The 14,539-nt window shown below is 60.5% G+C and carries 11 protein-coding genes; 2 read left to right on the forward strand and 9 right to left on the reverse strand.

Annotated features, from left to right (window positions below):
* Positions 1-8: 8 nt before the first annotated feature.
* Together MNODULE_RS13930 and MNODULE_RS13935 are read right to left on the reverse strand one after the other, a co-directional pair.
* A complete protein-coding gene (locus tag MNODULE_RS13930; protein ID WP_168060792.1) occupies positions 9-4,145 on the reverse strand; it encodes a right-handed parallel beta-helix repeat-containing protein in 4,137 nt (1,378 codons plus the stop codon).
* Between the two features lie 237 nt (positions 4,146-4,382).
* Positions 4,383-5,807 carry a VCBS repeat-containing protein gene (locus tag MNODULE_RS13935; RefSeq protein WP_168060794.1) on the reverse strand — a complete coding sequence of 475 codons (1,425 nt, stop codon included), beginning with the start codon at positions 5,805-5,807 and terminating at the stop codon, positions 4,383-4,385.
* A gap of 179 nt (positions 5,808-5,986) precedes the next feature.
* Here MNODULE_RS13935 and hflX point away from each other — a divergent pair, with 179 nt between their 5' ends.
* The gene (hflX, locus tag MNODULE_RS13940; protein ID WP_320412469.1) at positions 5,987-7,702 is read left to right on the forward strand and encodes a GTPase HflX; all 1,716 of its coding nucleotides are present in this window, start codon (positions 5,987-5,989) and stop codon (positions 7,700-7,702) included.
* A 6-nt stretch (positions 7,703-7,708) separates the two neighbouring features.
* Here the strand turns inward: hflX and MNODULE_RS13945 are convergent, their stop codons facing one another.
* The 6 genes from MNODULE_RS13945 to MNODULE_RS13970 form a co-directional block, all read right to left on the reverse strand.
* Entirely contained in the window at positions 7,709-8,899 is a 1,191-nt protein-coding gene (locus MNODULE_RS13945; RefSeq protein ID WP_168060798.1) for a site-2 protease family protein, read from the reverse strand.
* Between the two features lie 66 nt (positions 8,900-8,965).
* Positions 8,966-9,379, reverse strand: a complete 414-nt coding sequence (locus tag MNODULE_RS13950) for a hypothetical protein (RefSeq protein WP_168060800.1) — start codon at positions 9,377-9,379, stop codon at positions 8,966-8,968.
* A 396-nt stretch (positions 9,380-9,775) separates the two neighbouring features.
* Positions 9,776-10,174 carry a hypothetical protein gene (locus MNODULE_RS13955; RefSeq protein WP_168060802.1) on the reverse strand — a complete coding sequence of 133 codons (399 nt, stop codon included), beginning with the start codon at positions 10,172-10,174 and terminating at the stop codon, positions 9,776-9,778.
* 19 nt (positions 10,175-10,193) lie between these two features.
* On the reverse strand, positions 10,194-11,153 hold the full coding sequence (locus MNODULE_RS13960; RefSeq protein ID WP_168060804.1) for an NADPH:quinone reductase: 960 nt from the start codon (positions 11,151-11,153) through the stop codon (positions 10,194-10,196).
* Positions 11,154-11,205: 52 nt separating this feature from the next.
* Positions 11,206-11,661: a DUF5069 domain-containing protein gene (locus MNODULE_RS13965; RefSeq protein WP_168060806.1), complete on the reverse strand. Its 456-nt coding sequence runs from the start codon at positions 11,659-11,661 to the stop codon at positions 11,206-11,208.
* Positions 11,662-11,690: 29 nt separating this feature from the next.
* Complete coding sequence (locus MNODULE_RS13970) at positions 11,691-12,137, reverse strand: VOC family protein (RefSeq protein ID WP_168060808.1); 447 nt, start codon at positions 12,135-12,137, stop codon at positions 11,691-11,693.
* 285 nt (positions 12,138-12,422) lie between these two features.
* Between MNODULE_RS13970 and MNODULE_RS13975 the strand changes: the two genes are divergently transcribed.
* A complete protein-coding gene (locus MNODULE_RS13975; RefSeq protein ID WP_168060810.1) occupies positions 12,423-13,433 on the forward strand; it encodes an NHL repeat-containing protein in 1,011 nt (336 codons plus the stop codon).
* Positions 13,434-13,490: 57 nt separating this feature from the next.
* On the opposite strand, the gene MNODULE_RS13980 is transcribed toward MNODULE_RS13975, so the two are convergent.
* On the reverse strand, positions 13,491-14,516 hold the full coding sequence (locus tag MNODULE_RS13980) for a DUF3187 family protein (RefSeq protein WP_168060812.1): 1,026 nt from the start codon (positions 14,514-14,516) through the stop codon (positions 13,491-13,493).
* Between the last annotated feature and the right edge of the window lie 23 nt (positions 14,517-14,539).

Below are 14,539 nucleotides of genomic sequence, written 5' to 3' on the forward strand. Positions count from 1 at the left end.
TGGCCTCTTTATGTACCCCTCCGTCTGACAGGATGAGCCGCGCTTCTCATGAAAAGAAAGTAAAAGAACGGGACGGAAAGAAGAAGCAGGTCACCCAGATGGGATCGATCGAACGTTTTTCTCGGAGCGCGGGACTGAATGGCCCCGCACCCGAATCCCCCCGAATTTTCCCCCTCGGAAGAGGCGGTCGGGTTGCCGCTGCCATCTCCCCCGCCGCACCCCGATCCCGAACAGGGGGGGAGCGGCGCATCGGAAGAGGCTTCGTCGGCGCCGATATCAATGCCCCCTCCGAAGGGTCGGGCCTGCCCGTCGAAATCGACCTCCGGCGCGTTCGAGGCGGCGGCCCGATCGATCGCCGACGATCCGGCCAGGAGGTGATATTTTCGCGACGCGGCATCGACATATCCCGGAGAGGTGAAGAGATCGCCGGTCCGATCGCTCGGGATTTGGGAGCCCGCGTTGGAGGCCAGGTCGTCGATATCGTTGACATTCTCGAAGAAAAGATTGTAGCCGATCTCCCTGAAGCTGTTGCCGCTGTCCCTGTTCTGAATCGCCTTGTTCCACCGGGTCAAAATATTGTTCTTGATGACCACATTAAAAGAGGTCGCGATCCCCGCGTTGCCGATGGCGATCCCGGCGGTGGAGACCTCCGGCGTTCCATCCAGGGTATTGTTCACCACCTTCGCCTGATCGGTGTTATAGAGGAGAATCCCCGCCTGACCCGAATGAAGCGGCCCATACATGATGTTGTTGACGATCTCGATCTGATAACCGCTGGAGATAAAGATATGCTCGTTCCGGTTGTTGAAAATCTCATTCCGGGTAAGGATGATCCCCGGATTGCCCGACCGGCCGGTATGGATGCCGATCCCATGGATCGTATTTGAAATGATGTTTCCCTCTACACGATTATCCCTTGCGCTGTTTCCCTCTCCGAGAATCGAGATCCCCTCTTCATATCCATAGGCGACCCCCTGGGCCGAGATCCGATTTCCACGGATGATGGAGTCGGTCACCCCGGACAACCAGATCCCGAAGAGGCGGCGCGTGGGGTTTTCGGCATCGATCGTGCTAATGAGGATATTCCCCTCGATCAGGATATCGGTCCCGACTCCATCACCCTCGATGCTGTCGATGATCGCCTGGCCCGGCGCGCCGGCCGGGAAGGAGTCCATCGTGACCTGATTTTGGAGAATGTCGATCCCGCGGGCGGCGCGGAACTGCACAAACGACCCCTTCTGTCCGGCCGCCGTGTTTCCGCTCACAAGCACCGGTCTGGTATTCCCCGCTCCGGCCGTCCCATTCGCGCTGGCCAGTTGGATGAAGCCCGACTGCTCGAACGTGTTCTCGCTGATGGCGATCCGCGACCCATTTGAGGCATCGATCCCGGCGCGCTCCCCATCCCCTAAAAATCGGAAGGTGAGACCGCGCAGCGTCAGATCGACCTCGGTGCTCGCCCCCTCCTTGCGGATGAACGTAATCGCCCGGCCGTCTTTGAATCTCGGCTCCAAGACCAGCGGCTTCGCCGCCGATCCTTGCAGATCGACCGTTCCGAAAAACCGAATCCCGAACGCGTCCTGGCCCTCCACCTTTCCGGTGCTTCCGAAGACGATCGTGTACCCCCGCGCCGCCGCGGCGCCGTCGTATTTCAATACCGCGTCGGATCCGTTGCGGGTGCCGACCCGGAGCATCCTCAATCCCTGAGCGCTCGTGCCGATGTCCCGGTCGATCTGAACCCTGTGTCCGTCGGCGATGATCACCTCATCTCCGTCCCCCGGCACACGGCCTCCGGCCCACGTCGATGTCGATGACCAGGGACCGCTCTGGGTCGACGTGATCGTCGCCCCTCCCGCTTCGAGCGGAAGGAGAATCAGGAGAAGGCCTCCGACCCATACCGCATTCCGGGGAAGCAGAGAGAACAACCTTTTCGATCTTCTGAAAAGAAGGAAGAACAGCGGCCATGCAAGGAGAAGGAGATCGCCCAGATCGGATCGGCGAAAACCCCGGTCGCCGGAGACCGGCTGAACCGCCCCGCAACCGAATCCGTATCGGGACGAACCGGTCGAGTCGGAAGGAGGAGGAGAAGGGGGAGAAGGGGACGGAATGGGCGGTCCTCCCCCGCCGCCGTCGCCGCCCGAAACCGCCGCCGCTTCCGCCGAAGCGGTGTTGTTGCCGGCGTCGGGGTCGACTTCCCGTCCGGCGACCCGAGCCGTCGCGTTGAGGAGGCCGGCCGCGACGGCCGTCGTCTCGACGGTGATGACCGCTTGTTCGGCGCTCTCCAATTCCCCGAGAGGGCAGATCCCCCCCGGATCGCAGCTTCCTCGATCGGTCTGAATGGAAAGGAGGGCGATCTCCGAAGGGAGGGTGACGGTCGCCGCCACTTCATTCGCCATGGCGGGGCCATGATTCGTCACGGTGACGACATAGGTCAGCCGACCGCCGACGATCACCCGCTCGGGGGAGGCGCCGACCGCCGCCGCCAAATCGGCGGATGCCGGCTCCCGGTACTCGTCGGCGCCGATGTCGAATCCGGCGCCGGCCGGGCGCGCCTGCCCGTTGATATCCTCCGCCGGCGCGCCGGCCGGATCGGCCCGGTCGATCGCCGCCGAGCCGGTTTGGAGATGATAGTCGCTGGAAGAGCGGTCGACATACTTCGGATCGCCGAGAACATCGCCGGCTCCCGCCCCGTCGATCGGCTCGAGATCATAATTTTTCACATTCTCGAAAAAGAGGTTGTAGGCCGCCTCCCGGAAGGTGTTCCCGGCCGGCCGGTTCTGGATCGCTTTGTTCCAACGGGTCAGGATGTTGTTCTTGATGACGACGCCGTGCGAAACGCCGATTCCCTGATTTCCGATGGCGATTCCCGCGGTGGAGATCGAAGGGGTCCCATCGAGCGTGTTGTGGACGATCTCGACCTGATCGGTGTTGTAGAGGAGGATGCCGGCCTGGCCGCTGTGAAGCGTTCCGTAGAGGAGGTTGTTGACGATCCGGATCTGATGCCCCTCCGAGATAAAGATATGTTCGTTGCGGTTGTCGAAGATCCGGTTCCGGGTCACTTCGATGCCGCTGTTGTCGGTCCGAACGGTATGAATGCCGACGCCGTGAATCGTGCCGGAGATGTTGTTCCGGTCGATCCGGGTATTCCCCCCCCGGCCCGCGCCCCCCAAAACGGCGACCCCCTCTTCGAACCCGTAGGAGACCCCCCAGGCGGCGACCCGGTTACCGGCCACGACAGAGTCCGGGAAACCGTTGAGCCAAATCGCATACCGGCGCGGGTGGATCGCGCTTTCGGCGTCGATCGTGCCGAGGATCGTGTTCTCCTCGATCCGAATCCCCCCTCCGACCCCGTCTCCCTGGGTGCCGTCGATGACCGCCTGTCCCGGCGCCCCGGCGGGAAAAGCAGCGAGGGTGATCCGGTTTTTATCGATCAGCAGATTTCGCCCGGCCCGAAATTGGACGAACGATCCCCGATGATCGACCGCCTCGTTTCGGCTCAGGGAGATCGTCGCGCCGCCGCCGTCGGCGCCGGCGAGTTGAATCGGACCCGACCCCTCGAAGCGGTTCCCTTCGATAATCACCCGCTCTCCGGTGCGGCTCGCCCCCCGGACGTCGATCCCGGCGCTCTGCTCATCGCCGGCCCGCCGGAGGATGACGTCGCGAAGAATCAGGTCGACGCGGCTGCTGCCCGGATCTTTTTGAATGAACGTCACCGCACTTCCATCCTGAACAACCGGCTCGATCACCAGGGGGTGCTCCAGGGTCCCCTGCAGGTCGACGCTTCCCCAAAAGTGAATGCCGAAGGCATCGACTCCCCGGTCTTTTCCGCGGCTCGCGAATCGGAGGGTCACCGCACCGGATCGGTTGCGCCCGTCGAAGAAGAGCCTCGCCGCCGAGCCGTTGTGGGTTCCGACGCGGAGCATTTTCAATCCGAGCCCCTCGCTCCCGATGTCCCGATCAATCTCGACGGCATGGCCGTCGGCGATCACCACTTCATCCCCGTCGCCCGGAACGACGCCGCCGACCCATGTCGCCGGTGAAGACCAGGGACCCGATTGTCCGGAAGTCACGGCGGCCGCCGTGACAATATCCGGAGCCAGGATAACCATCAGAAGGATGATCACCCCCTTCAACTGTTTCGCTCCCATCGAGGATCCGCGCAACCGCACCGATATAAGAAGGGATGCAAGAGGGGTGCCTCTAGGTCAAGAACGGAGAATCGCTTGTAATGAATAGAGATTCAAATCTGGAGGGTGCGTTGAATCATTCGATCGGAACGATTTGCCTCGAAAGAGGCGCGTGCAACTTTCTTCACGCTGATGAACATTGCGGAGAGTATGCAAATTGGTTCATATGGATGGGAGAGGCCCGCCGGCTGCTAAAGTTTAAGGAGAAGACTTGGCGGATTGGACGCGATAGAGATAAATCTTCCCCGTCCGCTCCAGATCTTCCGCCGCGGAATAGGTCGGCGCGCTGACGACAAACCCGTTGAACGCTTTCGATCGAATCGGGGCCGCCGCCTCGCCGAAGAGGGCCTGCTGTTGATTTTCACCGTCGGCGGTCCAGGCCGCTTTTTCTCCGAAGCCTTTGGGGCCGCCAAGATAGAGAAAGACCTTGCCCGATTGGATCTGGTCATTCTCTTTCTGCTTCGAGCCGATGAGGAGATCGTCGTAGCCGTCGTGATTGACGTCACCGAGCGCCGTGATGCTCGTCGCAAATTTGGCATCGATCAGGTTTTCTCCGGAAGAACTCCAGTCCGGCTTCTTCGACATCCCGAACGCGGACCCGAGAAAGAGGAATGCTTTTCCGGCATCGGTATGGCCGGGGGTGTCCTGGAAATAAGCGCCGATCGCCAGATCGCGAAAGCGGTCCCCATTCACATCGAGCGGCGCGATCCCGAGACCGAATGCCGCCCCCCCCTGGTTGTCGCCGGAGGAGCTCCAGACCGGAAATTCGGACGGACCCCGCGAAGAGCCCTGATAGAGGAAGACCTTTCCGGTGAGGCGGGGGGCGGCGACAAGGATGTCGTCATAATGATCGTGATTGATATCCCCCGCCCCTTTGACGATAAGACCGTACCCGGAGCCGGGGGCATGGTCCCCCATCGCGGTCCAGGCCGGCTTTTGGGAAGGCCCTTCCTCCCCCCCCATGTAAAGATAGGCCTTTCCGACGGAGAGATCTTTGTCGGCATAACCGCTTGCCCCGACCAGTAGATCGGTAAAGCCGTCTCCGTTCACATCCCCGGCCGAGGCGACCGAAGCCCCGAAGAAAGCCCCCGTCTGCTCATCGCCCGATAAGGCCCAGATCGGCTGATCCGAAAGCCCCGCAGCGCTTCCGGGATAAACATAGACCCGTCCGGTGAAGGCCCCCTTCTCCCCCTTGCGGTAATTGCTTGCTCCGATGACGGCATCGGCAAAACCGTCCCCGTTCAGATCGGCCAACGCGAGCGAGGCGCCGAAGTAGGCCCCTTCGATATTGTCGCCGCTGCTGCTCCAGGCAGGCGTTTCGGACAGCCCCGAAGCGGTTCCCAGATGCAGGTAGACCTTCCCCGCATCGGCCCGGCCGGTATTGAAGGAGTTGGCCGCCACCAGAAGATCGGGGAAGCCGTCATTGTTGACATCTCCTGTCGCCAGCGCCGAGCCGTATCGGGAGAAGGTGGCATTCTCCCCGGTCGTGCTCCAGACCAACTCGACCGGCGGAAGCGGATTGGCCGGCCGCTGATTTTCCGGTCGCCGACAGCCGCTGAGGCCGACCCACATGGAAAAAAAGATGACACCCCCCACGAAGAACAATTGTCTGGTCAACCGCAATAAGGCCTCCTCTTTTAACAAGGGGCCTATTATACCAATCGATTTGGAAAAAGAAAAATGTTATATTAAATTGAAGATTCCCCGCAGCAAGCTGCGGGGAATCTTCGACCCGAAAGGATGGAAAACTCTATTTGTATTCGCGCGTCTAACCTTCGCTGCGAGGAATGCGACGCGCGTGCGTGTTCAAGTTCGAAAAGGAGGCCCCAACGAATATTTACGGCACGACGAGCGGCTTGAAACCGCAGCAGATCAAACGGCTGGAACAGATCGGCCGACGGAAAATCAAATCAGACCAGGTCGTCACCTCCGACATTGCGCGGCTGATGACGGCCCTTTCCTTCGAAATCGGAAGACAAATCGGCATCTTGGCGGGACGGGAGGGGGAGATCTATACCGTCCTCGTCGGAAACGAGCGGGAGATCGAGATCCCCGATCTGACCGGGCTTCGCTTCGGGAAGCGGGGGCTCCGGGGGGTGCGCCTCGTTCATACCCATCTGAAGAACGAGCCGTTGAATGAAGACGATCTGACCGACCTCGCCCTCCTTCGGCTCGATCTGATCGCCGCCGTCGGGGTGGTTCAGGAGGGGCTTCCGGGCACGGTCTACCTGGCCCACCTTCTTCCGCCCAATCCGGATGAAAAGATCTATGAGATCCATCCGCCGGTCTCGATCCATCAATTGAACCTGCCGTTGAGATCGTTCCTTTCCGCCCTTGAAGCGGAGTTTGACTCGGGGGAGAGGACGCGCGCCGTCGACGGCCGGAAGGAGAAGGCGATCCTGATCAGCGTTTCGAATCAACCCCGGATCGATCAGGAGGCCTCGATGGATGAGCTCGCGGAGCTTGCCCGCTCCGCCCGGCTGGTCCCGATCGATCGGATCCACCAGCGTCCGAAGAGCTTTCACCCCAAATTTCTCCTCGGCGAGGGGAAACTCAAAGAGGTGGTGATGAAGGCGCTCCAACAGCGGGCCGATCTTTTGATTTTTGACCAAAATCTCACCCCGCTTCAGGTAAAGGCGATCGGCGAGGTCACCGAAATGAAGGTGCTCGACCGGACCCAGTTGATCCTCGACATCTTCGCCCAGCGGGCGCAGACCCGGGAAGCGAAAGTCCAGGTGGAGCTGGCGCAGCTTCGATACCGCCTCCCGCGGCTCGCCGAGCGGAGCACGGCGTTGTCTCGCCTCACCGGCGGCATCGGCGGAAGAGGACCGGGAGAGACGCGGCTGGAGGTCGACCGCCGACGGGCGCGCGATCGGATTGCGCGGCTGGAGCGGGAATTGGAATCTTTGGCCGAGGCGCGGGCGCGGCGGCGGGTGCGGCGGGTGGCCCATTCGATCCCGATCCTCTCGATCGTCGGCTACACCAACGCCGGAAAATCAACCCTGCTCAACGCCCTGACGAAGAGCGACGTTCAGACCGAAGACCTTCTCTTTGCGACCCTCGATACGTCGACCCGCCGTCTTCGTTTTCCGCGCGAGCGGGAGGTGATCATCACCGACACCGTCGGCTTCATCCAGTCGCTTCCGCCCGATCTGCTCGGCGCGTTTCGATCGACCCTCGATGAGCTGCGCGATGCGCATCTGTTGATCCACCTGATCGATATCAGCAACCCTCATTTCGAGCAACACATGCAGACCGTCCAGAAAATCCTGACCGAGCTGGGTTTGGAAAACACGCCGCAGCTCCTTGTCTTCAACAAGAAGGACCGGATTCATCCGAAAACGGTGGCGACCCTTTGCGAGCGGTACGGGGGCGCGATCGCCATCTCGGCGCTCCAGCCGGAGAGCCTCGGCCCGCTTCTGGCGGCGATCGAGAAACGGCTTTGGGAGGAGGGGAAGACAGCACCCGCCCTTCCGGCCGCGTCACCGACCTATAAAGGGGTCACTCCTCCCTCTTGAGAGAGACTACGCCGCCTTTCTCCGCTCTTCCTCTCTCTCCGGGATCTCAGGTCGGCGCCCCGGTTTCTCGCCGTTTTCCAGCTCGATCTTGAGCGAGAGAAAATGGAGAAGGTCTTTCAACGAAAGGACCCCTGCCAGCCGCCCGTCTTCCACCACCAGCAGCCGGCTGCGGCCCATCCGGCTCATCTTCGAGAGGGCCTTCACGGCATCGGCATCGGGAGAGATCGTGTTCTCGACGGCGCATGTCTTCGCCACCTCGCCGACCGTCCGATAGGCCCATTCATTCCGAGGAATCTCCTTCACCTGATCGAGATCGATGCAGCCGACCAGGGCGTCGTTCTGAACCACCGGAAACATTTTGTGTTGGTGGCGGTAGATGTAATCATCGACCAGCTGCGCCAGCGACGTGGCGGGAGAAACCGTCACCGGATCGCTCTTCATGAAGCGGCGGACCGGCTCTCCTTCCAGCGCCTGGCGGGCAAGGAGCTGTTGATACGACATCCGGGCCGCCTCCCGCAGGAACATTCCGATCAGGAACTGCCAGACCCCCCCGATAAAATTCCCCCGAAGGGCATTGAGAACCCCGATGAAGATTAGAAAGAGCCCAAAGGCGGAGCCGAACGTTGAAGAGATCCGCGTCGCCCATCGGATGTCGTTCCGCCATCCCCACAAGATCGATCGGAAGACCCGTCCTCCGTCGAGGGGAAAGGCGGGAACCAGGTTGAAGACCGCCAGGATGGCGTTGATGACACCGAGGTAGCCGATCACCCCGTTGAAGGTCATCGGCCATCCCCCCTGCATCCCCACGATATAGAGGCCGTAAAATAGGGCCGCTAGGAAGAAGCTGGAGAGGGGCCCGGCGATCGCCATCGAGAACTCCGCCTTCGGACTCGGCGGCTCATCGTCCATCTCCGCCACCCCGCCGAAAATAAAAAGGGTGATCCCCTTCATCGGAATCCCGAACCGGCGGGCGACAAGAGAGTGGCTCATTTCGTGAAATATAATCGACCCGAAGAGCCCCAGCGATCCGGCGATCCCCATCAACCAATAAGTCCCCGTCGAGAGGCCCGGAAACTGAAACGGAAAGAGACCGGCCGCCAGCGACCAGGTGACCAACACGGCGATAACGATCCAGCTGAGATCGACATGGACCGCAAAACCGAAGAGTTTAAAGAGAGTAATTCTTTTACCGAACATTTCACCTCCTATCGTGAGTACACGAGGTGCAGGGAAGGCCTCTTTTCAATCCGAGGCCTCCCGCGATCACGCGCCGTAGCGCGCCAGAATCGATATGAGGAGGGCGATCAACAGAATCCAATAAAAGAAATTCAGAACAACGAACGTCCCCTCCTCGACGGTCGGCTCCTCCCGCGCCTCCGCCAGCGTTTGACGCCGCGCGCGGGGCGGGCGGATCGGAGCGGTCGCCGCCAGGAGCAACGCGAAAAGAAGTCCCATCAGCAAGAAAGGAAAAAAGTAGATCCCCCAGACACGCGGCCCTACCGGGGCGATCCAGACGCCGCCAAGCCAGGAGGCCAGAAAAACCAAGATGAAGAACCAGAGAAACCCGGCCAATCCGGCCCAGTTCGACCAGGAACCCGACGCCCGGAACCGCGGCCAGAAGATCAGGGTCAAAATCAGACCGATGACGAACGCCACGAATAAATCGATCAGAATCATCTACTTACTCTCCATCCGGTTCGCTCCACACCCTCCCTTAATTCAAGATATCGTGTTTGGGGAGGTTGTGTCTATGTAGTTCAAAGGGAGTATTTCGATGGAAGGGCTACGGCCGGTTGTTGAGTTTGAGGAAAGAAAGGCGACTATTTGAGGGTCACTCTTTAAAAGCAAAGGGGGCTATTTCAGCAGTAACTCTGGTGAAGGGGCGAAGACAATGGAAGGATAATCCGACACAGATTTATGATCAACGAGCCGGATTTGGTATGTCTTTATTGTACAGAAGCATTGATAAGCAAACGACGGATCTAATACAAACGCAGAAATATTTGTTGCGTGGTTTATGTAGGGGCATGATTCATGATGCCCACCCAACGGGCGCAATGGATGCGCCCCTACTTATCGCAGCTCCCCCAGCGCCTTGCGGAGCGCCGTGTGGCTCATCACCACTTCGGGGCTCGATTGAAGGAGGTTCAGGTAGCGGGGCGAGGCGATCATCCCCTCGATCCGCTCGCGAAGACCCGCGATCCGGATCGGCTCCAACGGCATCGCCTCTTCGAGAAGCTCGTCCATCTCGACCATCGCTTTCGACATCGGACGGAGCCATGAGAAAAAAGGATCTTCCATCAATAAACGGAGAAGGGCGCCGGAGCCGGCGATGGGGCCATGCTCCCGCTCATATTCGCTCCGGACGGTGCCGATGAGCACTTTATGAAGTCCGCGCAGCGCGTCGTTCACCTCGATGAGCTTCTGACGATCGACCTCCCCGAAGGGGCGGTTCTCCTCTCCATCCGGCATTCCGTTTTCCTCTCCTTTCCTAAGGGATCAAAATAATCTTACCATACGTCCCCGGCGCCATCACCGCCTGATGCGCCTGCACCGCTTCTGCCAGGGGAAATCTCCGCCCGATCACCGGGCGAAGCGTTCCGTTCGTAAGCCCCGCCCCGAGCGCCGCATGGATGCTCGCCATCTCTTTTGCCGTCGCGTTGAAGAGAAGCATCCCGAGAATCGTCACCTCCTCGTTCATCGCATCGCGCGGGTTGATCTCCACCGGTCCCCGGCTGCCGATGACGACCACCCGCCCCCCCTCGGCGACGGCCCTGAGATCTTTCCCAAGATTCACATTGGCCAGCATCTCCAGGACCAGATCGGCCCCGCGCCCTTCGGTCAGCGGGCGGACCTGATCGAGATAACCCGGCGCGTGATGATCGAGGACATGATGCGCCCCTTGCTCCGATACCAGATCCCGGCCTTTGGGGGTTCCGCCGGTTCCGATCACGACCATGCCCGCCGCGCGGGCCAATTGGACGGCGGCCAGCCCCACCCCGCCGGTCGCGCCGTGGATCAGCACCGTCTCCCCCGGAACGGCCCGCGCTTTCTGAAAGAGGGCGCGATAGGCGGTGGCGTAGGGGACGCCGATCGCCGCTCCCTGTTCGAAGGAGATCTGCTTCGGCAGGGGATGAAGCTGCGTCTCCTCACAGAGCGCCGCCTCGGCGTAGGCGCCGGTGAGGGTCCCGGCGGTGTAGACCCGATCTCCCGCGCTGAACTGGCGGACCCCCTCCCCGACCGCTTCGACGACCCCGGCGGCATCCGATCCGGGAGTGTACGGCAATGTAAGATCGGGGTTCGATCCGGCGCGGCGGTAGGTATCGACCGGATTAACGCCGATCGCCTTGATCCGGACGAGCAGCTCTCCCCGACCGGGTTGCAGGTCGGGAAGCTCCTCCAGCTTCAGAACCTCCGGGCCGCCGAATTGATATATGCGAATCGCCTTCATACACCCCTTTCTCTATTCTTCGCCAGGGGCGCCCCCCGCCCCCCTACAAAAATCAAAAACGATCCTCCTCCAAATCATACACATCAAACCAAACATAAACCGGACGATGCTTGGGGACGTTTTCTTCAATGTAGGCTTCCAGATACTCCTGGCCGTGGTCATCCAAATCGCAGAGCCGCAGCGCCCGCATCTTGTTATTCCACCGGATGATCTCCATCCGATCCTTCACCTTCGATTGCGCAACCAGCCAGTCGGCAAACTCCGAGTCGGTCGCCCCCCTCTCCACAAACTGTTTGACCGATTCCGGGCTTAGCCCGGTAAAGGCATACAGTTGGCCGGACAATGAACAAGGCCAAAAGTTATACTCCCCATTCATTCCGAGGAGAAAAGCCCGGCACTTGTCAATCGTTCGGGCTGCAATGACGTAACCTCCGAGCATTTCGCGAGGGCTCCTCGGATACTCCTTTCTAAGATCTTTCGCCAACAGCCGAAGCTTCTCTTTCTCCATTTGATCCTCCTGTCCGGTGGGCCCGACGCCTAGAGACGGAGCGGGCGGATGGGGGCGATGAACGCTTTCGGATCGTTCCGCCAGACCTCCGGCTGAACGTCGATGTAGAGCTCGATTTCGTTCCCGTCCGGATCGGCGATGTAGACGCTGTGCGTGACGGTATGATCAGACATCCCGATGATCGGAACCCCGGCCGCGCGAATCTCCTCGACCGCGCGCCGCAGCTCGTCGTCGCTCTTTCCGACCTTGAGGCCGAAATGATAGAGTCCCACCCGCGGCCCGTCCGGAATCGGCGCCGCGTCCGGACCGACCTCGATCAGCAAGAGCTCGTGATGCGTCCGTCCGGAAGAGAAGGCGGCGGCCCAATCACCGAGCGGCCCGATCTCCTTCCAGCCGAGAACGTCCCGGTAGAAGCGGCGCGATCGTTCCAGATCGCGAACATAGAGGACAACATGTCCCAGCTCTTTCACCTCCATGAAGCTCTCCTTTCATATAGAAGAATTCATCGAATCGATCCAAATACCGCATTCTCTAACAGTAACCCAGCGGACGATCCTGTTCAAGCGCGAAAAAATCACGTCGGCGGGCGACGTCTCTCGTTCGAAAGTAGGGGCGAGGCATGCCTCGCCTACAGGCGCCGATCCGGATGTCGCCGGTACACACGATGAGGTGACCGGCAAAAATTTAATTTGCTTTCGCCGAAAGGAGAATGGTATGGAGAAGAGGAGCGTTTCCTTTCAAAGAATTGAAGGCAAGAGACGATGAGCCAACCAGGACGGATGTTTTTACACCCGACGGGACGTTGGGCGGCGCTTCTCCTTCTGGCTGCCCTTGCGCTCTCAGGCGCCTTCGCCCGCGCCCAGCCCCCCTCTTTTCAACCGCTGCTGCTGGCGTTCGATCCGGCGCAAGACCGCCTCTTTGCGGCGGCCCCCGCCGAAGACCGGGGTGGAGCCAAGCTGCTTGTTTTTTCACAGCCCGGTGAAAAGGAGGCGCGGCCCGGCGCCTCCCTCGATCTGACCGGGATGATCTCGGGCCTCTCGTATGACCCCCACTCCAAAACGCTCTTCGTCGCCAATGCCGCCGACCGGGCGATTCTGATCTTCGATCGGTTCGATCCCCGCACCGCAACGCGCGCCGGCCGCATCCTCAAGCGGTTCAACTTCCCCACCGGCGTTTATGCCGACCGCAATCGTCTCTTCGTCGCCGACGCCCACCCCGGCGCGCTCCTCGTCTTCGAAAAGGCGGCGGAGATCGATGGGGAACGCCGGGCCGACCGGACGATCGGTCCGGAGGAGAGCGGGCTCAACGGCCCTTTCGCCATCGCCGCCGATCCCGACCGCGGGCGGCTCTATGTGTCGAACTTCGACGGGGTTCTGGTTTTCCATCTTTCCGATCTCGCCGTCCCCCCCGACCGCCTCCCGCTGCCGAAGGGAACACTCGCGCGCGGCCTCGCGTTCGATTCGCGGACGAAGCGCCTCTTCATCGCCGCGCCGATGCTCCGATCGTATTTCATCTACGATGGAGAAGGGGTGGAACAGGTGAAGATCCAGGGAGCGGCCGGCGCCTTCCCCTTCTCGATCGCGGTCGATCCGAAAGAAGACCGGCTCTATCTGGCGGGGATCGCGCCGGAGATCGGCGTCATCGAACAGGCGAGCGGCGGCGGGCGGAAAGAACGGACGATCGACCGCTGGATTCGGTGGGAGGGAGAGCCGCGGGAGGAGAAACCGCCACTCCCGCACGAACCGCCCCCGCCCCGGAGGGGCCGAGCGTGATTCGATGGAACCGCTGATGACCGGCGCCGATCATTTATTTTCCCTCGGAGGTACTCACTAAAACCGATAACTCAGTCCGGTATGGATACCGAAGTCGGGACCGTTTCGGATGTTGAACAGATTTTCAATCACCCCCATCTCCCAGACAAGTCGATTTGTAAACGCCGTCTTGAAGCCGAAGGCCATCTCATCGGTATAATCCGAGAATTCGAAGAAATCCTCGGCCACCCCCGAGCTGAGCGTATTTTGCAGGATCAGAGAGGTCCCCTCCTTCAGGCGATATTCCACGGCGGCAAACCCGACCCATTTATCCCGATGCAAAGGGATGCCGACGAAATCGCCGCTCCCCAGACGGACATAACTGAAATTGAGATAAATATAAACCCGGCTGATCCGTTTTGCGAAAAGCAGGGTCCCGCTCACGTCGATCCCGTCCGTTCCATACAACTTCTCCTCACGATCGGTCGGCAAAGAAACCGACAGACTCACGCCGACGGCCGGGACTTTTGCTCCGCCGCAGGTCAGGGAAACCTGGGAGGAGAAGACCGCATCCTGGAGACCGATCCCCGAATCTTCCAGAACGAAGGTCGATCCGTCCTTGCGGTGAAATTCGAAGCGGGTCCGATTTCGCGGGAATCGATCCCGCCGGCCGTTTCCCAAATTAAAAGCATGGTGAAACCCCTCGATGGAACGGTCCAAATAGCCGCCGCCCCGCCAAAGAACGGGGATCTCGAAGCCGAACTGAATCCGGTCGTTGAGAGCGTAGCTGAGCTTGCCGGTCCACTGGAGGGTTTCGGTATCGATCATATAGTGGTCTTTTGAAACCGCCCAACCGTTCACCCAGGTCAAGAGGGCTTGCCCCTCCCATTCACCTTTCCGAAGTGTGGAAGGGGCCGACGGGGTCGGCGTCAAATGGAGCATTTGAAAATAGGACTGTCCACGAATCCCCAAAGGTCCAAACCCGACATTCTCCGAACAGGGATGTGTCGATTCGGCCTGAACAAGCTTGTGGGAAAAGAGCAACAGAGAAAGAATGCATCCGAGCGCGAAGCGGCCCCTCCGACTTCCCCCCCCCTGCCTCACTAAATCGATCCTCTCTCTTCGAT

The sequence above is a fragment of the Candidatus Manganitrophus noduliformans genome (assembly GCF_012184425.1).
GTDB lineage: Bacteria > Nitrospirota > Nitrospiria > SBBL01 > Manganitrophaceae > Manganitrophus > Manganitrophus noduliformans.

Excerpts from the sequence above, each read along its gene's own strand:
- MNODULE_RS13960 (WP_168060804.1), bottom strand. The coding sequence starts at position 11,153 with ATGAAGGCGATTCGCATATATCAATTCGGCGGCCCGGAGGTTCTGAAG.
- MNODULE_RS13975 (WP_168060810.1), top strand. The coding sequence starts at position 12,423 with ATGAGCCAACCAGGACGGATGTTTTTACACCCGACGGGACGTTGGGCG.
- MNODULE_RS13930 (WP_168060792.1), bottom strand. The coding sequence starts at position 4,145 with ATGGGAGCGAAACAGTTGAAGGGGGTGATCATCCTTCTGATGGTTATC.
- MNODULE_RS13955 (WP_168060802.1), bottom strand. The coding sequence starts at position 10,174 with ATGCCGGATGGAGAGGAGAACCGCCCCTTCGGGGAGGTCGATCGTCAG.
- MNODULE_RS13950 (WP_168060800.1), bottom strand. The coding sequence starts at position 9,379 with ATGATTCTGATCGATTTATTCGTGGCGTTCGTCATCGGTCTGATTTTG.
- MNODULE_RS13965 (WP_168060806.1), bottom strand. The coding sequence starts at position 11,661 with ATGGAGAAAGAGAAGCTTCGGCTGTTGGCGAAAGATCTTAGAAAGGAG.
- MNODULE_RS13970 (WP_168060808.1), bottom strand. The coding sequence starts at position 12,137 with ATGGAGGTGAAAGAGCTGGGACATGTTGTCCTCTATGTTCGCGATCTG.
- MNODULE_RS13945 (WP_168060798.1), bottom strand. The coding sequence starts at position 8,899 with ATGTTCGGTAAAAGAATTACTCTCTTTAAACTCTTCGGTTTTGCGGTC.